Raw genomic sequence first — 22,615 nt, 5'->3', positions numbered from 1 at the left:
GGGCTATATACTCTCGCGCCCGTTTTTGCTTTAGAGGACTTATCTCGTGTCCAACGTCGTTGCCGATCATCTCGTCTTGCTCGACCACCTGCGCAGCATCCTGGTTGCCGTCGGCGAAGCCGAACAGGTGCCCGAGGAAAGCCACACCCTATTCCTGGAGCGCTTCGACGAATTGCGCGCGCTGCTGCCCATCGACCCGATCGAAAGCCAGTACCTGGGGCAGGACTTGATGAGCCAGGTCATCCTGCGCTACCCGCAAATTGCCCACCTCGTACCACGCGATCTGCTGTGGTTCTTCGGCGGCGACTGCCTGCACTTCATGCCCGACGAAGAACTGGACCTTTACCAGGCCTTGGAAGAACGTCGCTTTGAGGCCGAACAGAACGACGAACCGTTCGACTGGAACCAGGAAAAACAGTTGCTGGCCATGCCCCAGGATCAGAGCAAGCACTGATCAGCCAACCACACCAGAGGGCCGACGCAACGTCGGCTCCCTCGCCATACACTCCACCAAATAATCAATGAACACCCGCAGCTTAGGCGGCAGGTAGCGCGTGGGCGAATGCAGCAACCACGCCTCGCCATGGTAGGACGCAATAAAATCCCACCCCGGCAACACCTGCACCAACCGCCCCTCCTCCAATGCATGACGCGCTGTAAAGTACGGCAAGCTGCCAATCCCCACATGCTGCAACACCGCATCCAGCCGCACGCCGGTGTGGTTAGCGGCATAACGCCCACGCACGCTGACGGTCACCGCCCTACCTCCCTGGCGAAACTTCCAGCGCGAGTCGCCCGGGGTTTCGCCAAGGTAGATACAGCTGTGCTCCAACAAGTCGTGGGGATGCTCCGGTGTACCGTGCTCGGCCAAATACTGCGGCGTAGCGCAAAGCAAATGTTCAATCGGCAATAGCTGGCGCCCCACCAGGCCCGGCGGCGGGCTGTCGGTGATGCGAATACTCAGATCAACATTGTCATCGATCATGTCCACCTGCCGGTCTTCCAGGATCAATTGCACATCCACCTTGGGATATCGCCGCAGGAACTCGGGCATATGCGGATGCACCACAAACCGCCCGACCGCCTTGGGCACACTGACACGCACCAGGCCCTCAGCCTCATGGGTGAATTGACCGCTGATTTCCATCACCGAGCGCGCAGCGCTGACCATCTCCTGGCAGCGCTTGAATACCTCTTCCCCCCCGTCGCTCAGGCGCAGTTTTCGCGTGGTACGTTGCAGTAACCGGGTAGCCAGGGCTTTTTCCAGGCGCGAAATACTGCGACTCACCGCCGACGGCGAGACACTGAGTTGCCGTGCCGCTTCGGAGAAGCTGCCGGTCTCTACCACCTTGACGAAAATCGCCATTTCACTCAGCAGCGGTAACGGAAGATTGATGCTCATGACGCACAGGTCCATTGATAATTGAGCGGATTATCACCTAATCCGACAGCATTTATACTGCCCGCAGAACCCTGATGCGGATGTAGAAAATGACCGAGCGCCTGTTTTTCACCCATGACCACCTCACCGCAGAGCTTGAAGTGCTGGGTTGCACGCCCTTTGAGGACCAGTTTGCGGTCATTTTGCAGTCGACGATTTTTCATCCCCAAGGCGGCGGCCAGCCGTCCGACACCGGTTGGCTGGGTGAAGCCCGGGTACTGCGCGTCACTCAGGAGGTTGATCGCGTGGTGCACTATCTCAACCAACCTGTGCCACTGGGCGCCATCAATGCGCGGGTCGATGAATCACGCCGCGCCCTGCACACGCGCCTGCATTCCGCAGGGCACTTGATCGGCAACGCCGGCGAAACCCTGGGCTGGATGCCAATCAAGGCCCATCACTGGCCGGGCGAAGGCAAGATCACCTTTATCCGTGGCGAAACCGCGCAAGCCATCGACGCCGAAACCCTCCAGCAGCAGATCAACCAATGGATCGCCGCAGACTACCCACGCCATATGACCCTGGACGAAGGCATCCGCGAAGTAGGTTTCGGTGAGTTGCCCACGTACGCTTGCGGTGGCACCCATGTGCAAACACTGGGCGAGCTGGGTGAGGTGACGATCCTTGCCTTGTCGGAAAAAAAGGGAGCGCTGTCGGTACGTTACAGCCTTGACTAAACCGCAATCGCTCTCGCCGAGCACAATGAGCTGCGCGGCCTCTAAAACGCAGGTCACGACGTTGCGAAATAAGCATTCAAGGGGGCTATCGAGTTTTTAGATAAGCCTTCTTACGGCCTCCCCGGCACACCTTTGCAGTGTTAGTGTGTGGAAATGTTTCTGACACATTGATCAGAAATCTCCTACTTTCCCTTTGCAAAGGAATGCCTTTAGCCATGCACTTCCCTCTCAAACATTTGGCGGCTGCGACCCTGTTCGCGGCGAGCCTTTCGGTGATGAGCACTCCCGCCTTTGCCAATATCACCCCGCAGCAAAGCACGGCAATTCTGAAGAGCTTCAACGAAACTTCGGTCACCGACTTTCGTGGTTTCCTCAGCACACTAGCCAAGGGAGACCTGGGCAAAACGGCGGATGTAGGCCCTGCAATCAGCGTCTTCCTCGACAACCAGACCCTGACCGCCGACCAGCAGAACGAGATCCATCGCTTGCTGGGTATTTACACCCGAGTTAAATACGGAAAAGCCGCCCTAGAAACTCTGCGCGAACTGGTGGAAATCCCAACCTTCAACGTAGACGGTGTTCCGCAATACAAGAATCCGGAATTCACCCGGATTGCCGACAAGCTACAGGCCCTGGCCAAGACCTTTGACCTGAACTTCCGTAACGTCGACAACCGCGTGTACGAAATTTCCCTGGCAGGCAGCGGCGACGAAGTGGTGGGCATCCACGCCCACGCCGACGTGGTGCCGGTAACCCCGGAAAACTGGGTACTGAAAGACGGCACCAAGCTTGATCCGTTCAAGGTCACGCTGATCGGCGACCGCATGTATGGCCGTGGTACCGAGGATGATAAAAACGGCATCGTGGTGGCTATGTATGCCATGAAAGTGATCAAGGAAGAAAAGCTGCCGCTGGCGCGCAATTTCAAACTGCTGGTGGATACCACCGAGGAGACCTCCGGAGACGCGATCCCTTACTACTTCGAACGCAACCCGACACCGCAATACAACCTTGCGCTGGATGGCGGCTATCCGGTGGTGATTGCCGAAAAAGGTTATGGCACCGTCATGGCCACCTTCCCCCGCCGCAAAGGGGAAGGCAAAGGCGCAGAAATCATCGCAATGACCGGCGGCATGGCCACCAACCAGATTCCATCGGCGTCGGTGGCCACGTTTATCAGCGACAACCCTAAGGAATTAGCAGCCAGCCTCCAAAAGGCCGGCACGGAATACGTCAAGCGCAACGGTGGCGATTTTGAGGTGAGCGCCAAGGTCAACGGCAAGGACGTCAAGCTGACTGTCACCGGCGTGTCGGCGCACTCCTCCGAGCCGGAGTCCGGCATCAACCCGGTGGCGCGCATGCTGGAGCTGATTCACAGCGTCGACGGCAAGATCGCTCTCAAGCACAACCACATCACCGACGCTGCGCGGTATGCGTCCGACAATTGGGGCCTGGATTACTTGGGTGGCAAATTGGGCGTGGGTTTTGCGGATGATTTCATGGGCCCGCTGACCACCTCACCGACCTTTGTCGGGCTGGATGAAAAGGCTTTCAAGCTGGCAGTCAACCTCCGGGTGCCGAAGGGTAAATCCCCGGAGCAGCTCAAGGCCGAGATCGCCGAAAAGTTGAGCGCCTGGGACAAGAAAACCAAGGTCAACGTGGACTTCACCTACTCGGTGGCCGAGCCGATGTTCCGCAACCCGGAAGGTGAATGGGTGAAGGCCTTACTTGCGGTAGCCAGCGAAAACCTGGGCATGGAACACAAGTTCGGCACCTCGGCTGGAGCGACCTCCGTGCACGAGTTGCCCAACGGTGTGCAATTTGGCCTGGCGCGACCGGAAGTGAAGTACACCGGGCATACCGACAATGAGTTCAAGACGGTCGACCAGTTCTTGCTGGATCTGCAGATCGTCACCGAAATGATGGGGCGTATCGGACAGCTGCCCAAGCTCTGATAGCGGCTGAAGCGCTCCCCAACAACAAACGCCGATCATTGCTGATCGGCGTTTTTGTGTGCGGCGCAGGGGTTAACGCGTCAACCCGCAGCGCCCAGGAACGGCAGCGCCAGATACAACTTGATCACCACCGCATTGGTGATATCGATAAAGAATGCGCCCACCATCGGCACCACCAGAAACGCAATCTGTGACGGCCCGAAGCGTTGCGTCACCGCCTGCATGTTGGCAATCGCCGTCGGCGTGGCACCGAGCCCGAACCCGCAGTGCCCTGCGGCCAGCACTGCCGCATCGTAATTGCTGCCCATGACCCGGAACGTGATGAAAATCGCAAACAGCGCCATCAGCAACGCCTGCGCGGCCAGCAGGATGACAATCGGCAAGGCAAGTGCTGCCAGGTCCCACAGCTTGAGCGACATCAAGGCAATAGCCAAGAACAACGACAGACTGACATTGCCCAGCACCGATACCTCGCGCTCGAACACCTGATGCCAGCCCAGCGCCGACAAGCCGTTACGCAGCACGACGCCGACAAACAGCACACAGACGAAAGTGGGCAACTCCAGTGCTGTGCCTTGAAGGAAGCCGTTGAGGTAGGTGCCGACCTGGAGGCTGATCGCAAGCAACGCGAGGGTTTCGATGAATGAGAACGGGGTAATCAAACGCTCCCGGTTCGGTTGCTCGAAGCCCTTGGGCAGGCGCGGCTGCACCTGCTCGATACCAGGCACCTGGACCCGCTTGATCAGCAAGCGGGCAACCGGACCTCCAATCAAGCCCCCGAGTACCAAGCCGAAGGTTGCGGAGGCGATCGCCAATTCTGACGCGGAGGCCACGCCATACTTCTCGCTGAACACAGTCCCCCAGGCGGCACCCGTACCGTGTCCGCCTGACAGCGTCACCGAGCCGGCGAGCAAGCCCATCAACGGGTCGAGTCCCAAGGCCTTGGCCAATGCGATGCCCATGGCGTTTTGCACCACCAGCAGTGTGGTCACGACCAACAGAAAGATCGCCAGGATTCGGCCGCCTTTCTTCAAACTGGCGAAATCCGCGTTCAGTCCAATAGTGGCGAAAAATGCCAGCATCAACGGGGTTTGCAACGAAGGGTCGAAGCGCACCTCAATATCGGCCAGCCCCCGCAACGCCAAAAGCACTAAAGCGACCACCAGGCCGCCGGCTACCGGCGCGGGAATATTGTAGGCGCGTAAAAAGCCTATGCGGGCAACCAGCCAGCGGCCAAGCAAAAGCACAAGGGACGCGGCGACCAGGGTTGAATAGAAGTCCAGCTGTAACATCCGGGCAGCTCTCTGAGGTGAACAAGGAAAATAGGCACGCCAGAGTAGAGACAGCGGGACCAATTCGCATCAACCTCACGGAAAGTACAGACTATTCCTACAAGACCCACCACATCAGCGGCGCAGCAGATGGCTTTACCAGGAAAAGCACATCTGGAACCTGTAAGAATGAAAAAAGAGGCCGAAGCCCCTTTACGTAAATCGCAGGCAAAAAAAAGCCACTCGCTTGAGTGGCTTTTTTCTTGAATATGGAGCGGGAAACGAGACTCGAACTCGCGACCCCGACCTTGGCAAGGTCGTGCTCTACCAACTGAGCTATTCCCGCAAATGGCGTCCCCTAGGGGACTCGAACCCCTGTTACCGCCGTGAAAGGGCGGTGTCCTAGGCCACTAGACGAAGGGGACACGCTACTGAAACACATGGTGTGTATTTCAGTGCCCAGAGGCCTCATCCGAAGATTGGGTCCTGGTTTCACTCAGTGCCGCCCGAAAGCCACACTGTTTGTAAATTGGAGCGGGAAACGAGACTCGAACTCGCGACCCCGACCTTGGCAAGGTCGTGCTCTACCAACTGAGCTATTCCCGCATATGGCGTCCCCTAGGGGACTCGAACCCCTGTTACCGCCGTGAAAGGGCGGTGTCCTAGGCCACTAGACGAAGGGGACACACGTACAACATTCACTACTCAACGCGTTTCGCTGTGTGCTTTACGCTTTAAGTGGCGCGCATTCTATGGATGGATTGGGGGATCGTCAACCCCCAAGGATAAATTTATTAAAATCAATGACTTCGCCCGCGTTTACCAGCCGTTGCGAGCATTCTGCCCGTCCGCACCTTGACGCCTATATTCTGGCACCCGACAAGACGTTATAGTTCGCCCTGGCAAATAATGGCAATGTGCATCTACGCAGGGAGCGCTTGTCTATATAGAAGAAACTACCCGGGCAGCTGGTCGATCAGCTCTATCCGATAGCCGGCCCAGTCACTACACTCCATTGCAAACCCTATAAAGAGGTCACACCGGTGACACCACTCATGATCACCCTGCTGGTAATAGCCGGGATCGTAATACTGATCGCCATTGGCTATATGAACCACGTGGTGGAAAACAACAAGCTGGAAAAGCAGCGCGTCCAGATCGAGCTTAACGATCGCCTGCGCCGTTGCGGTGAGATCACCGAAACATTCCCAGGCCAACTGATGACCCCGGCGCTCAAACTGTTGTTGACCCGCCTGGAGCTCAACGTGAACCAGCGCCTGTTGAACCTCAACAAGACCAGTGCTCCTATTAAAGCGCGCATCACTGAGCTGAACACACTGGTGGCCCAGGGCGAATCGATCCCGGTCAACAACCCCCCGGCACCGATCCAGACCGAAGCCAAGGCCAAGGACGTGCGCTTCCTACTGGAAGCCCTGCACGGCCAGGTCACGCGCGCAGCCCAGGACGGTTTCCTACCCTCCAACGAAGCCAAGCATTGGATCAAAGAAATCCGCCATATCCTGGTGCTGCTGCACATCGAGTTCTTCAACAACCTCGGCCAGCACGCGCTGCAGCAGGGCCAACCGGGCCAGGCACGCCTGGCCTTCGAGCGTGGTGTGCAGTACCTGCGCAAACAGCCGGAGCCGGTACTCTACAGCGCCCAGCTGCAATTGCTGGAAGGCCAACTGGCCCGCGCCAACTCCACCGTGCTGGCTAACAGCAAACAGGCCGCAGAAGAGGTCAACGAACTGACCCAAGGCATGAAAGAAGTCGACGCCGACGCCGAGTGGAAGAAGAAAGTCATCTACGATTGATCCTCGCAAAATAATAGGTGCCATCATCCTGGCACCTATCCTCCGCCCCCCGACTAGCGTAAAAAAGTGCGCCTCACTCCGTGAAGTCAGAGGCCTGCTATGCCTATCGCCGTCATTGATGGACAACCCCTGCACTACCTCGACCAAGGCACCGGCCCGGCCGTGCTGCTGGGCTCCAGCTACCTGTGGAACCGCGACATGTGGGCACCGCAGATCGACGCCCTGTCGCAACAGTACCGTGTGATCGTGCCCGAGCTATGGGGCCACGGTGAATCGGGCCAACTGCCCACGCAAACGCGCTCCCTCGACGACCTCGCACGCCAGACCTTGGCCCTGCTGGATCACTTGGCTATCACGCAGATCAACCTGGTGGGCCTCTCGGTCGGCGGTATGTGGGGCGCGCGCCTGGCGTTGCAGGCCCCCGAACGCATCAACAGCCTAATACTGATGGACACCTACCTCGGCGCCGAGCCCGAGGCCACGCGCCAGTATTACTTCTCGCTGTTCAAGATGATTGAAGACGCCGGCGCCATTCCCGAGCCGTTGCTGGATGTGATCGCACCGATCTTCTTCCGCCCGGACATCGACCGCGAATCAGCGCTGTACCAGGACTTTCGCACGTCACTGCGGGCCTTTTCCCGAGAACGCCTGCTGCAGAGCGTCGTGCCCTTGGGCCAGTTGATCTTCAGCCGCGACGACGTGCTGGAGCAACTACCGCGCCTGGACGCCGATACCACTTTGGTGATGTGCGGCGAGCAGGACAAACCTCGTCCACCCGTCGAATCCAAGGAAATGGCCGAACTGATTGGCTGCGCACTGACGTTGATTCCAGACGCAGGGCATATCTCCAGCCGGGAGAACCCGGACTTCGTCAACGAAGCGCTGCTGACCTTTCTCGCAAACCACGCTTGATCGCCCTCCCCTTTGATCGCAGCCTCGGTGCTGCGATCAAAGGCGGAAATGCCCCACCATCCCCTTGAGCTCCGCCCCCAACTGCGCCAGCTGGATACTCGACGCCGCATTGCCCTGCATGCTCAACGCCGATTGATCGGCACTCGCACGAATACTGGTGACGCTACGGTTGATCTCTTCAGCCACCGAGCTTTGTTCCTCAGCGGCAGCGGCGATCTGCTGGTTCATCTGCTGGATCAACGACACCGCCACCGCGATGCTGCCCAGGGCGCTCTCGGTTTCCAGGGCATCGCTGACCGCCAGCTTGACCAGCTCACCGCTTTGCTGGATCTGCTGCACCGATGATTGCGCCGCGCTGCGCAAGGTGCTGACCAACCGCTCGATTTCTTCGGTCGATTGCTGGGTACGCTTGGCCAGCGCCCGCACTTCATCGGCCACTACCGCAAAGCCACGGCCCTGCTCACCCGCACGGGCAGCCTCGATGGCCGCGTTCAGGGCCAGCAAGTTGGTCTGCTCCGCCACGCTTTTGATCACGCCCAACACAGTGCCAATGTTCTGGATTTCGGCACTGAGGCTCTCGATGCTCGCACTGGCATTGTTACTGGAAGTGGCCAGCAACTCGATGCGCTGCAAACTCTGGCGCACCACTTGCTGACCGCTGTCGACCTTGTCATCCGCGGTCTGCGCGGCTTGCGCGGCCTCTTCAGCGTTGCGCGCCACATCGTGCACCGTGGCGGTCATCTGGTTCATAGCAGTGGCCACCTGCTCGGTTTCCTCCTTCTGGCTGCTGACCTCGACATTGGTTTGCTCGGTCACGCTGGAGAGCGACTGCGCCGAGCTGGCCAATTGCTCGATACCGGCCTGCAGGCCGCTGACCATCTGGCTCAGGCCGTTGCCCATCTGTTGCATCGCCTGCATCAACTGGCCGATTTCATCACGACGACTGACCTCCATACGCCCGCTCAAATCCCCGGCGGCAATCTGCTGCGCCACCGCGATCACACTGCGCAGCGGCGCGACGATCAAACGGGTAATCACCCACGCTGCAATCAGCCCCACCAGCAAAGCCAGGGCCGACGAGCCGATGATCAACATCGCGTTTTTTTTCAGTTGTGCCTGCATCGACAGGTCTTCGGCGTCATAGGCCTGGTTGACCCGGCTGACCACCAGAGCCGCCCGGTCATGCAGTTGTTTGTAGACCACTTTTTCCTGGGCCAACAGGCCGGTGTATTCACCCAGCTTCTCGCTGAACGCGGCAATGTGCCCTGAGACTTCATTGAGCACCGTCTGATAACCGGAGTCCTTGACCGACGTTTTCAGTTGCTCGACTTGAGCAAGAGCCTGGTCAGCCTGCTCGATCTTGCCTTGCTCGGCATCCTCGGCATCCACTTTGCGGCTCTGGTCCAAGCGTACGTGAGCTTCGTTCATGGCCTGCAACATCAAGCGCGACACCTGACTGACCTGTCCAGCCTGCTCGATAAACTCGGCGCCCTCCTTGCCCTGGCTTTCCTTGAGGCCATAAGCCCCGTCGTCCGCCAGGCCGGCCTGCAACACGTCCAGGTTGTTCGCCACGCTGGACACTGACCAAGTGGCCATTTCCAGCGCCAGATCCTTGGTCTGGGTCAGCTCGACAAACTCATCGAACGCCTGGCGGTAGGCGACCAGGGCCTGCTCGACGTCAGTCATCACCGTCACATTCGCCGCAGACTGTGCCTTGAGGGCGGCGGCCTGGGCCGCCAAGGCGTCGACGCTTTCATGCAGGGCGTCGACAGCCTTGGGGTCGGCGTGCAGCGCGTAGTCCTGCTCGATCAGGCGCACCTTGAGCAAGCCGCTGTTGAGCGAAGACATGGCCTTGAGCCCCTCGAAACGCTGGCCAACGGTCTGCAGGGACCACACGCCGATAGCTGCTACCAAAGCCGTCAGCAGCAGCACCAGCATGAAGCCAAAACCCAGTTTTTTCGCCATACCGAGGTTGGCGAAACGTCGTTGCACGCCTGAAATCATTGCACTTGAATCCTCTTGCAATGGCAGATGCCATCAAGCCCGATTGACATCCAGCGAGATTCGCAACCACAAGGCACTGAACACAAGACGTTGGCGCCACAATAATGGCAAAAAGCTACACGCTCGTCGTTTTCAGAATGGTCGAGGTCGATCTGGTAGGCCCCATGGCACGGAACAATGCCAAAGCCCGTGGATCAGTTGCATAGGCCACATTGATGCGCAGCCACTCACAGGGCTCCGCCGTTGGGCTGAACAACGCCCCGGGAGACAACAACACTCCCAGACGTCGGGCACACCTCTGCAGCAGCGAAGGTTGCGCCTCCCCCGGCCGCGCCCACAGGAACATGCCTCCGGCAGGCACCGCGAACACCTCCCACTCCTCGTCTTCCAGCACTTGCAGGGTGGCTCTCATTTCAGTGCCCAGTCGCTTGCGCAGGCGCTGTACCCATTTACGATAGGTGCCATTGGCCAATAGCGTAGCAACCACTGCCTCGGCAAACCGCGAGGTGCCGAATCCGGTCAAGGTCTTGAGGCTGGCCAGTTGCGTGATGATCGCCGAACTGGCAGTGAGATACCCCACGCGCAACGCACTGCTCAGGGTCTTGGAGAAACTCGCGACATAGATCACCCGGTCATCATGGGGCAATGCCGCGAGCCGTATGCAACTGGCATGTTGCAGATCGCCGTAGACGTCTTCTTCAATGATCAGGAAGTTTTCGCGGTGCGCCAGTTCCAGCAAACGCTCGGCCACCTCGCGGCACAGACTCGTCCCGGTGGGGTTGTGATAAAGGCTGTGGATGAACAGGCATTTTGGCCGATGATCTTGTAGTAACGCTTCCAGGGCCAGGAGGTCGGGGCCGCCTCGGGTACGCGGCACCTCCAGCAGTTGCACACCCTGGAACGCCAATTGTTGATAGAGGTTGCCGTACCCCGGGGTTTCGACCACCACGCAATCGCCGGCCTTGAGCAGCGTGCGTATCAGCAGGTCCTGGGCATGGCCAGCGCCCGCGGTAGTGAGGATGCAGTCCACGCTGGAGGGGATATGAATCTGAGTCAGGCGCTTGGCCAGTTGTTCGCGCAACGCGGGTAAACCTAAGGGCGTGCTGTAGTTGAACAGTGCTGCAGTGTCGGTGCGGGTAACTTCACGGATTGCGTAACTGATGTCATCGCTTTCGCGCCAGGCGTCTGGCAACCAGCCGCAGCCCAGTTTCAACTCGCCCAGCGGATTATCGGCAAAGGCCCCCCATTCGCGCTCCGCCCCTTCATACCAATTGCCTTCGTGGGAGACGGCTGGCTGGGCCACTACAAATCCCGAGCCTTGCCGGGGGGCCAGCACTCCCTGGGCGACCATCCGTTCGAATGCTTCGATCACGCTGGATTGGCTGAGCAGATTATCCCGAGCCAGTTGGCGGATGGAGGGCAAGCGTGTGCCGGGGCTTACCTCGTCCTTGCGAATCCATTGCGCCACTGCACTGACAATTTGCTGCACCACCGGTACAAGGGCTTGTCGATCAATCCTTAAATCCATGAGCCACTCACTTCAACTGTCTGTTATCAACCCGAAGAGTTAAGCACAGAAGCCGTTGACTGCCGGTCACACAAATTTATTAAAGTATTGATTTAATTGAATTATTTACCTACTGACACATATTCGGTCGCGGCGTTTTGCCAGCTCTGGAAAAGCCCCACATCCCCCCAAGGCGTTTTCGAATAGAAGGCGACGCGAGGTCCTAGATCGCCGTCGCGCCACCGTCCACCGCCAAGGCGTGCCCGGTGGTGAATGCGGCGCCATCGCTGCATAGGTAAAGCACGGCGCTGGCGATTTCTTCTACTTTGCCGATACGCCCAACCGGGTGCATGGCGGCGGCGAATTCAGCCTTGCGGGGGTCGGCCTCATAGGCACGGCGGAACATATCGGTGTCGATCACCGCCGGGCAAACGGCGTTGACGCGAATTTTCTTCTTCGCGTACTCGATGGCCGCCGATTTGGTCAGGCCGATCACTGCATGCTTGGAGGCCGCGTAGATGCTCATCTTCGGCGCCGCCCCCAGGCCCGCGACCGACGCGGTGTTGACAATGGCCCCGCCGCCTTGGGCCAGCAACAGTGGCAATTGGTACTTCATGCACAGCCACACGCCTTTGACGTTGACGCCCATGATGGCGTCGAACTCATCCAGGCTGCCGTCCGCCAGCTTGCCCTTCTCAATCTCGATGCCGGCGTTATTAAAGGCGTAGTCCAAGCGGCCATAAGCGCCGATGGTCTGCGCCATCAATTGCTGCACATCCGCCTCCTGTGTGACGTTGCAGCGTACAAACAACGCCTCGCCACCGGACTGATGGATCAGCGCGACAGTGCCCTCGCCGCCCTCCACATCCAGGTCGGCAACGACGACCTTCAAACCTTCGGCGGCGAACGCCAGCGCGGTGGCGCGGCCAATACCGGCGGCGGCGCCGGTCACCAGGGCGACTTGGCCGGAAAACGTCATGCTCATGGGGGAGTGTCCTATGGGAGAAATAGCCGTGGGCCGAGTCTAGCCAACACTGACACTGGCGCGTCAGCACTATCAAACGCCCGGTTAGGGCTGCATGAGTACCAGTGATAAGGACACCCTGCGCACTATCAACGCAGCCTATCGACCAGCATTCGCGCCTTCAGCCGACCTTGCCCCCAACCCGCTCAAGGTCTATCACTCATGCTCCACTTCTTAAGAGTCCCTGCCATGACTGCCCAGACCAACCGCCAATTCCTGCTCGCCAAACGCCCGGTCGGCGCGGCGACGCGGGAAACCTTCACGTACCAGGAAGTACCGGTGGGCACACCCCAGGACGGGCAAGTGCTGGTACGCAATGAATACTTGTCCCTCGACCCGGCCATGCGTGGATGGATGAATGAAGGCAAGTCCTACATTCCGCCCGTCGGTATCGGCGAAGTGATGCGCGCGCTCGGCGTGGGCAAGGTGATTGCCTCGAACAACCCGAAATTCGCGGTCGGCGACTACGTGAATGGTGCCTTGGGCGTGCAGGATTATTTCCTCGGCGAGCCGCGCGGCTTCTACACCGTCGACCCAAAGCTCGCCCCTCTGCCCCGCTACCTTTCTGCACTGGGCATGACCGGCATGACCGCCTACTTCGCGCTCCTGGACACCGGCGCGCCCAAGGAAGGTGAAACCGTGGTCATTTCCGGTGCAGCCGGCGCCGTGGGCAGTATTGCCGGGCAGATCGCCAAGCTGAAAGGTTGCCGCGTGGTCGGCATCGCCGGTGGCGCTGACAAGTGCAAGTTTCTGGTAGACGAATTGGGCTTTGATGCAGCCATCGACTACAAGAACGAAGACGTACCCGCCGCCCTCAAGCGCGAATGCCCGAAGGGCGTGGATGTGTATTTCGATAACGTCGGCGGCGACATTCTTGACGCAGTACTTAGCCGCCTGGCGCTGAAGGCGCGGGTGGTGATTTGCGGCGCCATCAGCCAGTACAACAATAAGGAAGCCGTGAAAGGCCCGGCCAACTACCTGTCACTGCTGGTCAATCGCGCGCGGATGGAAGGCTTTGTGGTGATGGATCACGCGGCGAATTTTGCCGCCGCCGGGCAGGAAATGGCCGGCTGGATGGCGCAGGGCAAGCTCAAGAGCAAAGAGGATATTGTCGAGGGCCTGGAGACGTTCCCGGAGACGTTGATGAAGTTATTCAACGGCGAGAACTTTGGGAAATTGGTGCTTAAGGTCAGCTGACACACTGCATAGCAAATGTGAGAAGGGGCTCGCTACAGCAAGCCCCTTCCCCATTCGGATCAGGCGATCTCGGCAACGACCGCCGCCAACGCCTTGGCCGGATCCGCCGCTTGGCTGATCGGGCGACCGATCACCAGGTAGTCAGAACCTGCATCGAGTGCCTGACGCGGGGTCAGGATACGGCGCTGGTCATCCTGGGCGCTGCCCGCCGGGCGGATCCCCGGGGTCACCAATTGCAACGACGGATGGGCGGTCTTCAAGGCCTGGGCCTCCAGCGCCGAGCACACCAAGCCATCAAGGCCGGCTTTCTGGGCCAGGGCTGCCAGGCGCAGTACCTGCTCCTGAGGCTCGATGTCCAGGCCGATACCGGCCAGGTCTTCGCGCTCCATGCTGGTCAGCACGGTCACACCGATCAGCAGGGGTTTAGGGCCGCTGCGCTGTTCCAGCACTTCGCGGCAGGCGGTCATCATGCGCAGGCCGCCGGAGCAGTGCACGTTGACCATCCACACGCCCATTTCGGCGGCGGCCTTGACCGCCATGGCGGTGGTATTCGGGATATCGTGGAATTTCAGATCGAGGAACACTTCGAAGCCTTTGTCACGCAGGGTGCCGACGATTTCTACGGCACAGCTGGTGAACAGTTCCTTGCCGACCTTGACCCTGCAAAGCTTGGGGTCCAACTGGTCAGCCAGCTTCAGTGCGGCGTCACGGGTGGGGTAATCCAGGGCGACGATGATAGGAGTCTGGCAGACGGACATTGGAATGGGCTCTCAGGCAAGTCGAAATCGGCGCGGATTGTAGCGCAAGCAGCGGCGTTGCGGGATCCGATGATCGGTAAATACTGACCAACCGGCATTTGGCGGGCCTTTCGGGCAAATATTTCAAAGCTGATACATTCACGACATGCCCCCAACACGCCCCACCGCTAGCCTCGCCCGCACGACCCAACGACCAGCACTTCCAGCCATGGGGCTGGGCGCCTATGCTGACCGCAACAACCAGGCAGATGATCGCACTATGCATACCCCTTTTGTCCCAGTGAACGACGAACAAAAAGGCGCGGTGACCGCCGAGGACAAGCGCTGGAATACCCGCGCGCTGATCGTCGACGACGATGTGCCGATTCGCGAACTGCTGATCGACTACCTGGCACGCTTCAATATCCTCGCCACCGGCGTCACCGACGGCGCCGCGATGCGCCTGGCCATGCAAGCCGAAACCTTTGACGTGGTGGTGCTAGACCTGATGCTGCCAGGCGAGGACGGCCTTTCGCTGTGCCGCTGGCTGCGCTCGGAGTCGGATATACCGATCCTGATGCTTACCGCCCGCTGCGAACCCACCGACCGCATCATCGGTCTGGAACTGGGCGCCGACGACTACATGTCCAAGCCTTTCGAACCGCGCGAACTGGTGGCACGTATCCAGACTATCTTGCGCCGAGTGCGTGATGACCGCACCGAACAGCGCGCCAATATCCGTTTCGACAACTGGCGCCTCAATAGCGTGTTGCGCCAACTGGTGGCGGACGATGGCCTCGTGGTGCCGCTGTCCAACGCCGAGTTTCGTCTGTTGTGGGTGTTTATCGAGCGCCCGCGGCGGGTGTTGAGCCGTGAGCAATTGCTGGATGCCGCTCGTGGGCGATCCATCGAAGCGTTTGATCGCAGCATCGACTTGCTGGTGTCGCGCCTGCGTCAGAAACTGGGGGATGACCCCAAGGCACCACAGTTGATCAAAACTGTGCGGGGCGAAGGCTACCTGTTTGACGCGCGGGATATCGGTTGATGCGTGCCGCCTTCAATACGCTGTTTGGTCGGCTGTTCGGCGTGTTGCTGGTGGCGATTGTGCTGGCCCATGTGCTGGCGATCTGTTGGTTTCGTTATTACGGTCCTCCCCCGCCACCGCCTCAGGAAGCCTTTGTCGAACAGCCTGATGGCACTATGACGCAACGGCATAAGGAACATCGCCGCCCGTGGTTTGGCGGCCCGCTGGTCCCGCTGACGTTCCAGTTCATCTGCCTGATCATTGCCGCCTGGTACGGCGCCAAGCTGCTGAGCCGGCCGATCCAGCGTCTGAGCGAAGCGGCCGAGCGCCTGAGCCTGGACCTCGACAGCCCGCCGCTGGATGAGTCCGGCCCGCAGGAAGCGCGCAAAGCAGCATCGACCTTCAACCTGATGCAACGGCGTATCCGCGAACAGGTCAGCCAACGCGCACGTATGCTCGGCGCCGTCTCACATGACCTTCGCACTCCGCTGTCACGCCTCAAGCTACGCCTGGAACAGATCGACGACACGAAGTTGCAGGGCCAGATGCGCCAGGATCTGGACGACATGATCAACATGCTCGACGCCACCCTGAGCTACCTGCATGAACAACGCACCAGCGAAACACGGCATTGGCTGGATGTGCAGGCGTTGGTGGAATCACTGAGTGAAAACGCCCAGGACCAGGGCTCTGATGTGCAATTCGCCGGCACTTGCGTTCCGTTGCAGGTGCAACCGATGGCCCTGCGCTCCTGCTTGAACAACCTGATCGACAATGCCTTGCGCTATGCCGGCACGGTGCGTGTTGAACTTGAAGACAGCCGCGAAGCCCTGATCATCCGCGTGATCGACCACGGCCCTGGGATTGCCGCCGATATGCGCGAGGCGGTGTTTGAGCCCTTCTTCCGCCTGGAAGGTTCACGCAACCGCAATTCCGGTGGCGTAGGCCTGGGCATGACGATTTCCAAGGATGCCGCTGAGCGCCTCGGCGGCCGCCTGAGCCTGGAGGAGACCCCAGGCGGCGGTTTAACTGCAGTGATGTGGTTGCCCAGGGCTTAAAGAGGCTTGTCTTCGCGTCGCCCTTGAGCTTGTGTCGCGCTCCAATCCATCAACAGGCTGTAAGCCACGGCCAACAAGGTCGGGCCAATAAACAGGCCGATAAAACCAAACGCGATCAAGCCGCCGAACACCCCAAGCAAAACGATCACCAACGGCAGATTGCCGCCACGGCTGATCAGGTACGGCTTGAGCACGTTGTCCACGCCGCTGATGATGAACGTACCCCATACGCCCAGGAACACCGCATAGGTGTAATCGCCCTTCCAGGCCAGCCACGCCGTGGCCGGGATCCACACCAGCGGCGGGCCCATGGGGATCAGGCTGAGCAGGAAGGTCACGATCCCCAGCACCAGGGCGCCCGGCACGCCGGCAATCCAGAAACCGATCAGCGCCAGCAATGCCTGGGCAGCAGCGGTGCCGATCACGCCGTTGACGACACGTTGAACAGTACCTGCAACCAGTTCGATGTAATAACCGGCGCGATCACCGATCAAGCGCTCCAACAGGCGATGCACGAACATCGCCAACCGTGGCCCATCGCGATAGAAAAAGAACACGAACACCAGGCTCAGTGTCAGCTCAAGGATACCGCCGCCGATCTGTGCACTGCGCGCCAGCAGCCAGTTCCCCACTTGGCCCAGGTACGGCTTGATGCTGACCATCAGCGCCGCACCCTGCTCGTCAATGCTGTTCCACATCCCAACCAATCGCTCACCCACAAAGGGAATTGAGCCCAGCCAGTTCGGTGCCTCGGGCAGCCCGTCTACCTGGATATCCTTGATCAACGCCACCGCATCGCGCACATGGTCCGCCAGGTTGAATCCCAGCCACACCAGCGGCACCGCCACCAACAGCATCCAGCCCAGCGTCAGGATGCCGGCAGCCAGGGATTCACGGCCACCCAACCAGCGCGTCAGCAGCACCATCAGTGGCCAACTGGCGAACGCCAGAACGGCGCCCCAGAACAGCGCCGACCAGAACGGCGCCATTACCCAGAAACTGGCACCAAAGAGCACCAGCAGCAGGATTTGCACCAGCAGGCGATCGTTATTGAGCATGGGGTATCTCGGAAAAAGGCTGTAGGAAGAAAGCTTAGGCGAACGGCGCGGGTCCGTTCGCCTTATATGGGTCAGCGTATCAGATGCAGGTGCAGACCTTTGGTTTCACCGGTTCCGGTTTCAAGGCGCGCAGCGCGCACGCCTTTTTCGACCAAAGCCTGGCGCCAGGCTTCGGCGTGGGTGCCGGTCAAGCTGACGCGCAGGGTGGTATCGAGGTTCAAGCCACGGGAGATGAGGGTCAACCAGGTGTCGTCAGGCTCGGCGCCCAGCGCTGGGAAATCCAGTTCGCCGGTGCTTTTCAATTCGCGCAAGAGGGTCGCGGAGGTGGGCAGCAGGTCACCCAGCGGTGCGCTGGCGTCCAGTTGTTCCACATGCAGATAGGCACGGCGGTTGCCTCGGGTGATGCCGTACAACGCCACCAAGGAATTGTCCTGCGGTGCGGCCAGACGCAACAGCAGGTATTCCTGCTGGCCATCGGCGCCGACCAGCTTGGCGTTGCCGAACACCTCATTGGCCCACAGGCTGCTCTCGCCGCAGTCGCGGGCCTTACACCAGAACAACAGCTGTGCACCCTTTGCCTGCAATGCTTCGCGGGTCGCGGTGAACGCGGCGCTGGAGCTGTGTTCAGCGGGCAGTTCATAGGTGATGGCTGTGGTTTGGCCCCGGGCGGTGGCCTGGCCTTCATAGCGCAGTTGGCCACTGATCTTGCGGATCGCACCCATGGGGTAGATGCGTTCTTTTTCTTCAGCGGGACGGTAATCGACAATTTGTGCGTCGACCTGTCGGGCCACGGTGGGCAGGTCCTGGCTGCCCGGCAGGTCGGCGGCGAATACCATTGGGCTGAGCAGGCTCAGCCCCAGGATACGGATACATCCGTTACGCACGCTCATAAGCTCAAAAAGCCCTGGCCATTGGAGGTCGTAGCGGTGTTGAAAACATTCATGGTTGACTCCCTTTCAATCTGCCCAGCCTCGGCAGTTGACCGCCCCAAGTCAAGGCGCGGAGAAGAACCGATTGAAACAGTCTGCAACAAGGACTGCGCCGGGCTCATCATTCAGGTGCAAATGATGGCCGCCTGGCAGCGTAGTTACCGCAAAGGGCAGCTGGGAAAGCAAGTCAGGATGTTTCGCCAACATACCGTCGGCGGCAACCACCAACTGCGTAGGGCAACCCACTCGCCGCACGAAGGCCATTGCCTGCTCATCGGTCAGACGCATCGGCGAAGCCAGGGTGAGGCGACTGTCCGTACGCCAGGTGTAACCACCCGGCACCGGCATCAAACCGCGCTGGGCCAGCAGCTCTGCGGCTTCACGGCTGACGGCGACCAAGCCTTTCATGCGCGCTTCGACCGCTAGATCCAGGGTGCTGTAGACCGGTTTGCGCTTGCCCTGCAGGTTCAATTGCGCCTGCAATGCCATGCCCAAACGCTCCGCAGCGTTCTCACCACTGGCGGTGGGTGGGATCACGCCGTCGATCAAACCCAAGTGCGTTACCCGCTCCGGCAACGCGCCGGCCAGTACCAGGGAAACGATGGCTCCCAGGGAGTGGCCAAGTAATGCAAAACGTTTCCAACCCAGTTGCTCGGCGACTTGCAGTACATCGTGGACGTAATCCCACAAGGCATATCCGGCACCCGTAGGACGATGCGCGGAATGCCCATGGCCCGCCATGTCCAGGGCCACGATACGCAACCCTGAAAGCTTGGGCGCCAGACGCGCAAAGCTGTTGGCATTGTCCAGCCAGCCATGTAGGGCAATCACTGGCAAGCCATCCTCGGGGCCAAATAGATGGGCCGCCAATTCGATATGGGGCAGGCTCAGGCGCACTTCTTCGACCGGCGTGCTCATGCGCAACTGCGCTCACGGGCTTCCCAGCGAGTGAACAGGGTTTTGATCAAGGTCGCGGTGTCCTGAGGGCGTTCGAGTGGGAACATATGGCCACCGGGCATGGTGAGCATTTCACCCATGGGCAGACGGTCGACCCCGCTGGCGTGGTGACGCATCACTACCCGGCTCTGGCGGCCACGCACCACTGCCAGCGGCACCTTCAGTTGGCGCACCTGGCCGGGGCTGGTGTGGGGTACGCCACGGTAGATGCTGATTTCGGTGGCTGGGTCGAAGCGCAGGCGCAGGCGATCACCCGCCTGGTAAAGCCCGTGTTGCAAGTACGCGTCGAAACATTCCGGGTCGAAGCCACGGAACAGGGTCTTGCCAGCGAAGTAACTACGCGCGGCGTCGATGTCGCTGAACTCTTCACGACGGCCCAGCGTGCGGCCGGCCGGGGTCAGGCGATCGATAAAGCCGAAACGCTTGGCGGCGCGGATCACCCAGCGGTCCGCGCGGGTCAGCACTGGCGAATCGAGCATCACCACGCCGCGATAGAACTGTGGGCAACGCATGGCGGCGTGCAAATGCAACACACCGCCCAGAGAGTGGCCCACACCCCATACCGGCTCCGGCTGCTGCTCCAGATGGTGGATCAACTCGTCCACCAGATTCTGCCAGTTATCGTCCACCGGGAACCTGGGGTCGTGACCGTGCTGCGGCAGGTGAGCCACTGCGTACTCCGGCGCCAAGGCGGCAAACAGCTTGCCGTACGTGGCCGAAGGGAAGCCATTGGCGTGAGTAAAAAACACATGCTGCGACATACCGGACCCATCTACAAAAACAGAAATTGATTGTCACCATGCCTGGGCAGTACAGCAATGACTGTAACTGCCAGGAATGATGACACTCACGCCACGCCTATCGTGCCGGCGGGTTCTCGCCCAGCGGAACCACGGCCATGGTCAGACGTGAAACGCAGCTGGCCTTGCCATCTTCCGTGGTCAGGCGGATATCCCACACCTGGGTGGTGCGCCCAATATGGATCGCCCTGGCCACCGCAGTCACTCGCCCACTGCGCACGCCACGCAGGTGATTGGCGTTGACCTCCAGGCCCACGCAATAGAACTTGCTGGCGTCGACGCACAGGTAAGCCGCCATAGAGCCAACGCTTTCGGCCAGCACCACCGAAGCGCCGCCGTGCAGCAGGCCGTAAGGTTGATGGGTCCGGTGATCAACCACCATGCTGGCGGTCAGGGATTCGTCGTCGAAGCTTTCAAAGCGAATATCCAGCAGTTCACCGATGGTGTTTTTCTGGATGGCGTTGAGTTGTTCGATATTCGGTTGGGTACGCCACAGGCTCATGCGGTTGTCCTTGTTGGTTTTATGATGACCCTAATCCTGCCACACAACCGCCTCGGAACGCTCGCTCCAGTCCTGAAACTGTGGACCGTAAGTCGATTCGATCACGTTGCGCTTGATCTTCAAGGTCGGGGTCAGAAAGCCGTTCTCCACTACCCAGTTGTCCTTGACCACCACCAAACGGCGCAAACGCTCATGTTTATCCAGCGTCTGGTTGACCTGCTCCAGCCAGCGTTCGAGGCTGGCGCCAAGCGCTTGCCGGTCCTGGTCCTGCGCTGACAGCACACACAAACCGATTGGCGCGCCAAGGCCATCGCCCACCACGCAGACTTGTTCGATGCGCGCGTGCTCCGCCAGACGGTTCTCAATCGGCGCCGGAGCCACGTATTTGCCCTTGCTGGTCTTGAAGATTTCCTTGAGGCGTCCGGTCAAGCGCAGGCGACCCTCAGCGTCCTGCTCACCTTTATCGCCCGTGCGCAGGAAGCCGTCCCCAGTAAGGGTTTCAGCGGTTTTTCCAGGATCCTTGAAATAGCCGAGCATGGTCGCGCCGCTGCGCACCTGAACCTCACCCGACGCATCGATGCGCACTTCCACACCGGGGCACGGCAGGCCGATCCAGCCGATTGTCTGCTGACCAGGACGACACACATGGGAATAGCCGCAGCTCTCGGTCATGCCATACACCTCCAGCACATCCAGGCCCAGGCGTTGATACCATCGCAGCAACGCCTCGGGAACCGGCGCGGCACCGGACAACGCAATCCGCAGTGCATCCAATCCGAGGCCGGCGAGCACCTTGCGGCCTACGCGCTTGCCGATAAACGGCAGCCGCAGCAGGGTGCCCAGGCGCTTTTCAGGGATTTTGCTGTAAACACCCAGCTGGAATTTGGTCCAGATACGCGGCACACCAAACAGCGCTGTAGGCCTCGCCCTGCGCAAATCCGTCAGAAAGGTATCCAGGCTCTCGGCGAAAAATACCGTTTGCCCGGTGTAGATTGAGGCCATCTCTACAAACATCCGCTCAGCCACATGGCACAGCGGCAGGTACGACAGCAGCCGGTCGCCCTCCCCCAGGCCAAACAACTCAGTACCGTGTGTGGCGGCAAACCCCAGGGTGCCGAAGCTGTGCATCACGCCCTTGGGCAAGCCCGTGGTGCCAGACGTGTAGATGACAGTAGCCAGTTCAGAGGCAACGGGTGTGGGGCTGTCCTGGATCGGTGAGCAGGTTTGCAGGGCTGCCCACGTGAAGTCGAACGCGCCGGGTGGGCACAGCGGCAGGCTGATGGTAGGAACACCGTCCGGAACGCCGGGGGCCATGGTAGGCCAATCATCGAGCTTGCCGACAAACACCAGCGCCGCCTCGGAATGAGTGAGTACGTGACCAACGGAATCGGCGGTGAGATTGGGGTAAAGAGGGACCGAAACATGCCCCGCCATCCAGATTGCCAGATCGGCGATGATCCAGTGGGCGCAGTTTTTCGAGATCAGGGCAATGTGCGAGCCCTGAGGAAGCTCCCTGGCGCGCAGCCAGTGCGCAGCGCAACGAGCCTGTTGGCCAACGTCGCCCCAGGTGAGGGTCTGCACCTCGCCCCCGCCAACGGGTTGAACCAGATAAGCCTGGCGCGGGTGTCGCGCTTCACGTTCGAAGAAGAGCTGCAACGGCAAACGAACAGCGACGGGCATGGGACGCGCTCCTTTGTGGTCCGACCATAGCCAACCAAGCACTTGCTTGGTTGACTGTATAGCACACA

20 protein-coding genes, 4 tRNA genes and 1 pseudogene are annotated in these 22,615 nt (G+C 60.0%); 8 read left to right on the top strand and 17 right to left on the bottom strand.

Annotated elements, in window-relative coordinates; all coding sequences use genetic code 11:
* Window positions 1-46: 46 nt before the first annotated feature.
* Complete coding sequence (locus tag G9Q84_RS14835) at window positions 47-454, top strand: PA2817 family protein (protein WP_010567536.1); 408 nt, start codon at window positions 47-49, stop codon at window positions 452-454.
* Here the strand turns inward: G9Q84_RS14835 and G9Q84_RS14830 are convergent, their stop codons facing one another.
* Complete coding sequence (locus G9Q84_RS14830) at window positions 455-1,402, bottom strand: LysR family transcriptional regulator (protein ID WP_181643589.1); 948 nt, start codon at window positions 1,400-1,402, stop codon at window positions 455-457.
* An 89-nt stretch (window positions 1,403-1,491) separates the two neighbouring features.
* On the opposite strand from G9Q84_RS14830, the gene G9Q84_RS14825 reads away from it, so the two are divergent.
* Both G9Q84_RS14825 and G9Q84_RS14820 read left to right on the top strand, forming a co-directional pair.
* Window positions 1,492-2,118 (top strand): alanyl-tRNA editing protein, encoded by a 627-nt coding sequence (locus G9Q84_RS14825; RefSeq protein ID WP_099601084.1) that lies wholly within the window; start codon window positions 1,492-1,494, stop codon window positions 2,116-2,118.
* Between the two features lie 215 nt (window positions 2,119-2,333).
* Window positions 2,334-4,073 carry a dipeptidase gene (locus tag G9Q84_RS14820; protein ID WP_032889228.1) on the top strand — a complete coding sequence of 580 codons (1,740 nt, stop codon included), beginning with the start codon at window positions 2,334-2,336 and terminating at the stop codon, window positions 4,071-4,073.
* A gap of 80 nt (window positions 4,074-4,153) precedes the next feature.
* On the opposite strand, the gene gltS is transcribed toward G9Q84_RS14820, so the two are convergent.
* The 5 genes from gltS to G9Q84_RS14795 form a co-directional block, all read right to left on the bottom strand.
* Window positions 4,154-5,365, bottom strand: coding sequence for a sodium/glutamate symporter (gene gltS / locus G9Q84_RS14815; protein ID WP_095184274.1), 1,212 nt, complete (start codon window positions 5,363-5,365; stop codon window positions 4,154-4,156).
* Between the two features lie 249 nt (window positions 5,366-5,614).
* Window positions 5,615-5,690: transfer RNA gene (locus G9Q84_RS14810), tRNA-Gly, on the bottom strand.
* 3 nt (window positions 5,691-5,693) lie between these two features.
* A tRNA-Glu gene (locus G9Q84_RS14805) sits at window positions 5,694-5,769 on the bottom strand.
* A gap of 105 nt (window positions 5,770-5,874) precedes the next feature.
* Window positions 5,875-5,950 (bottom strand) — tRNA-Gly (locus tag G9Q84_RS14800).
* 3 nt (window positions 5,951-5,953) lie between these two features.
* Window positions 5,954-6,029: transfer RNA gene (locus G9Q84_RS14795), tRNA-Glu, on the bottom strand.
* Window positions 6,030-6,387: 358 nt separating this feature from the next.
* Between G9Q84_RS14795 and G9Q84_RS14790 the strand changes: the two genes are divergently transcribed.
* Window positions 6,388-7,158: a hypothetical protein gene (locus G9Q84_RS14790; RefSeq protein WP_032889225.1), complete on the top strand. Its 771-nt coding sequence runs from the start codon at window positions 6,388-6,390 to the stop codon at window positions 7,156-7,158.
* Between the two features lie 99 nt (window positions 7,159-7,257).
* Complete coding sequence (locus G9Q84_RS14785; RefSeq protein WP_032889223.1) at window positions 7,258-8,070, top strand: alpha/beta fold hydrolase; 813 nt, start codon at window positions 7,258-7,260, stop codon at window positions 8,068-8,070.
* Window positions 8,071-8,106: 36 nt separating this feature from the next.
* Here the strand turns inward: G9Q84_RS14785 and G9Q84_RS29840 are convergent, their stop codons facing one another.
* The 4 genes and pseudogenes from G9Q84_RS29840 to G9Q84_RS14770 form a co-directional block, all read right to left on the bottom strand.
* On the bottom strand, window positions 8,107-8,949 hold the full coding sequence (locus G9Q84_RS29840) for a methyl-accepting chemotaxis protein (protein ID WP_371260739.1): 843 nt from the start codon (window positions 8,947-8,949) through the stop codon (window positions 8,107-8,109).
* A 15-nt stretch (window positions 8,950-8,964) separates the two neighbouring features.
* Window positions 8,965-9,165 (bottom strand): annotated as a pseudogene (locus G9Q84_RS29835) (HAMP domain-containing protein); the annotation flags it as partial.
* Window positions 9,166-10,189: 1,024 nt separating this feature from the next.
* The gene (locus tag G9Q84_RS14775) at window positions 10,190-11,602 is read right to left on the bottom strand and encodes an aminotransferase-like domain-containing protein (protein WP_032889220.1); all 1,413 of its coding nucleotides are present in this window, start codon (window positions 11,600-11,602) and stop codon (window positions 10,190-10,192) included.
* Window positions 11,603-11,804: 202 nt separating this feature from the next.
* Window positions 11,805-12,566, bottom strand: coding sequence for an SDR family oxidoreductase (locus G9Q84_RS14770; RefSeq protein ID WP_122680085.1), 762 nt, complete (start codon window positions 12,564-12,566; stop codon window positions 11,805-11,807).
* Between the two features lie 228 nt (window positions 12,567-12,794).
* Between G9Q84_RS14770 and G9Q84_RS14765 the strand changes: the two genes are divergently transcribed.
* Complete coding sequence (locus G9Q84_RS14765) at window positions 12,795-13,802, top strand: NADP-dependent oxidoreductase (protein WP_095184270.1); 1,008 nt, start codon at window positions 12,795-12,797, stop codon at window positions 13,800-13,802.
* Window positions 13,803-13,861: 59 nt separating this feature from the next.
* Here the strand turns inward: G9Q84_RS14765 and pyrF are convergent, their stop codons facing one another.
* On the bottom strand, window positions 13,862-14,560 hold the full coding sequence (pyrF, locus tag G9Q84_RS14760; protein WP_181643587.1) for an orotidine-5'-phosphate decarboxylase: 699 nt from the start codon (window positions 14,558-14,560) through the stop codon (window positions 13,862-13,864).
* A gap of 259 nt (window positions 14,561-14,819) precedes the next feature.
* On the opposite strand from pyrF, the gene G9Q84_RS14755 reads away from it, so the two are divergent.
* Together G9Q84_RS14755 and G9Q84_RS14750 are read left to right on the top strand one after the other, a co-directional pair.
* Window positions 14,820-15,584, top strand: coding sequence for a response regulator (locus G9Q84_RS14755; RefSeq protein ID WP_181643586.1), 765 nt, complete (start codon window positions 14,820-14,822; stop codon window positions 15,582-15,584).
* Entirely contained in the window at window positions 15,584-16,621 is a 1,038-nt protein-coding gene (locus tag G9Q84_RS14750; protein WP_095184269.1) for a sensor histidine kinase, read from the top strand. The genes G9Q84_RS14755 and G9Q84_RS14750 overlap by 1 nt, the downstream gene beginning before the upstream one ends.
* Here G9Q84_RS14750 and G9Q84_RS14745 read toward each other — a convergent pair.
* The 6 genes from G9Q84_RS14745 to G9Q84_RS14720 all read right to left on the bottom strand — a co-directional run bounded on the left by G9Q84_RS14745 (window position 16,618) and on the right by G9Q84_RS14720 (window position 22,547).
* Window positions 16,618-17,679 (bottom strand): AI-2E family transporter, encoded by a 1,062-nt coding sequence (locus G9Q84_RS14745; RefSeq protein WP_032889210.1) that lies wholly within the window; start codon window positions 17,677-17,679, stop codon window positions 16,618-16,620. The genes G9Q84_RS14750 and G9Q84_RS14745 overlap by 4 nt on opposite strands.
* A 71-nt stretch (window positions 17,680-17,750) precedes the next feature.
* Window positions 17,751-18,569: a DUF4892 domain-containing protein gene (locus tag G9Q84_RS14740; RefSeq protein ID WP_122752727.1), complete on the bottom strand. Its 819-nt coding sequence runs from the start codon at window positions 18,567-18,569 to the stop codon at window positions 17,751-17,753.
* A gap of 102 nt (window positions 18,570-18,671) precedes the next feature.
* Window positions 18,672-19,526 carry an alpha/beta hydrolase gene (locus tag G9Q84_RS14735; RefSeq protein WP_032889206.1) on the bottom strand — a complete coding sequence of 285 codons (855 nt, stop codon included), beginning with the start codon at window positions 19,524-19,526 and terminating at the stop codon, window positions 18,672-18,674.
* On the bottom strand, window positions 19,523-20,326 hold the full coding sequence (locus tag G9Q84_RS14730; RefSeq protein WP_122680086.1) for an alpha/beta fold hydrolase: 804 nt from the start codon (window positions 20,324-20,326) through the stop codon (window positions 19,523-19,525). The genes G9Q84_RS14735 and G9Q84_RS14730 overlap by 4 nt, the downstream gene beginning before the upstream one ends.
* A 97-nt stretch (window positions 20,327-20,423) precedes the next feature.
* Window positions 20,424-20,867: a hotdog fold thioesterase gene (locus G9Q84_RS14725; protein WP_032889200.1), complete on the bottom strand. Its 444-nt coding sequence runs from the start codon at window positions 20,865-20,867 to the stop codon at window positions 20,424-20,426.
* Between the two features lie 30 nt (window positions 20,868-20,897).
* On the bottom strand, window positions 20,898-22,547 hold the full coding sequence (locus G9Q84_RS14720; protein WP_181643585.1) for an AMP-binding protein: 1,650 nt from the start codon (window positions 22,545-22,547) through the stop codon (window positions 20,898-20,900).
* Window positions 22,548-22,615: the final 68 nt, after the last annotated feature.

It is taken from the genome of Pseudomonas sivasensis (assembly GCF_013778505.1).
GTDB classification, from domain to species: Bacteria; Pseudomonadota; Gammaproteobacteria; order Pseudomonadales; family Pseudomonadaceae; genus Aquipseudomonas; species Aquipseudomonas sivasensis.
Note: the sequence above shows the minus strand (reverse complement) of the source record. Positions and strands in the feature narration are given on the sequence as shown.

Excerpts from the sequence above, each read along its gene's own strand:
- G9Q84_RS14830 (WP_181643589.1), bottom strand. The coding sequence starts at position 1,402 with ATGAGCATCAATCTTCCGTTACCGCTGCTGAGTGAAATGGCGATTTTC.
- G9Q84_RS14825 (WP_099601084.1), top strand. The coding sequence starts at position 1,492 with ATGACCGAGCGCCTGTTTTTCACCCATGACCACCTCACCGCAGAGCTT.
- G9Q84_RS14820 (WP_032889228.1), top strand. The coding sequence starts at position 2,334 with ATGCACTTCCCTCTCAAACATTTGGCGGCTGCGACCCTGTTCGCGGCG.
- gltS (WP_095184274.1), bottom strand. The coding sequence starts at position 5,365 with ATGTTACAGCTGGACTTCTATTCAACCCTGGTCGCCGCGTCCCTTGTG.
- G9Q84_RS14785 (WP_032889223.1), top strand. The coding sequence starts at position 7,258 with ATGCCTATCGCCGTCATTGATGGACAACCCCTGCACTACCTCGACCAA.
- G9Q84_RS29840 (WP_371260739.1), bottom strand. The coding sequence starts at position 8,949 with ATGGTCAGCGGCCTGCAGGCCGGTATCGAGCAATTGGCCAGCTCGGCG.
- G9Q84_RS14775 (WP_032889220.1), bottom strand. The coding sequence starts at position 11,602 with ATGGATTTAAGGATTGATCGACAAGCCCTTGTACCGGTGGTGCAGCAA.
- G9Q84_RS14770 (WP_122680085.1), bottom strand. The coding sequence starts at position 12,566 with ATGAGCATGACGTTTTCCGGCCAAGTCGCCCTGGTGACCGGCGCCGCC.
- G9Q84_RS14765 (WP_095184270.1), top strand. The coding sequence starts at position 12,795 with ATGACTGCCCAGACCAACCGCCAATTCCTGCTCGCCAAACGCCCGGTC.
- pyrF (WP_181643587.1), bottom strand. The coding sequence starts at position 14,560 with ATGTCCGTCTGCCAGACTCCTATCATCGTCGCCCTGGATTACCCCACC.
- G9Q84_RS14755 (WP_181643586.1), top strand. The coding sequence starts at position 14,820 with ATGCATACCCCTTTTGTCCCAGTGAACGACGAACAAAAAGGCGCGGTG.
- G9Q84_RS14750 (WP_095184269.1), top strand. The coding sequence starts at position 15,584 with ATGCGTGCCGCCTTCAATACGCTGTTTGGTCGGCTGTTCGGCGTGTTG.
- G9Q84_RS14745 (WP_032889210.1), bottom strand. The coding sequence starts at position 17,679 with ATGCTCAATAACGATCGCCTGCTGGTGCAAATCCTGCTGCTGGTGCTC.
- G9Q84_RS14740 (WP_122752727.1), bottom strand. The coding sequence starts at position 18,569 with ATGAGCGTGCGTAACGGATGTATCCGTATCCTGGGGCTGAGCCTGCTC.
- G9Q84_RS14735 (WP_032889206.1), bottom strand. The coding sequence starts at position 19,526 with ATGAGCACGCCGGTCGAAGAAGTGCGCCTGAGCCTGCCCCATATCGAA.
- G9Q84_RS14730 (WP_122680086.1), bottom strand. The coding sequence starts at position 20,326 with ATGTCGCAGCATGTGTTTTTTACTCACGCCAATGGCTTCCCTTCGGCC.
- G9Q84_RS14725 (WP_032889200.1), bottom strand. The coding sequence starts at position 20,867 with ATGAGCCTGTGGCGTACCCAACCGAATATCGAACAACTCAACGCCATC.
- G9Q84_RS14720 (WP_181643585.1), bottom strand. The coding sequence starts at position 22,547 with ATGCCCGTCGCTGTTCGTTTGCCGTTGCAGCTCTTCTTCGAACGTGAA.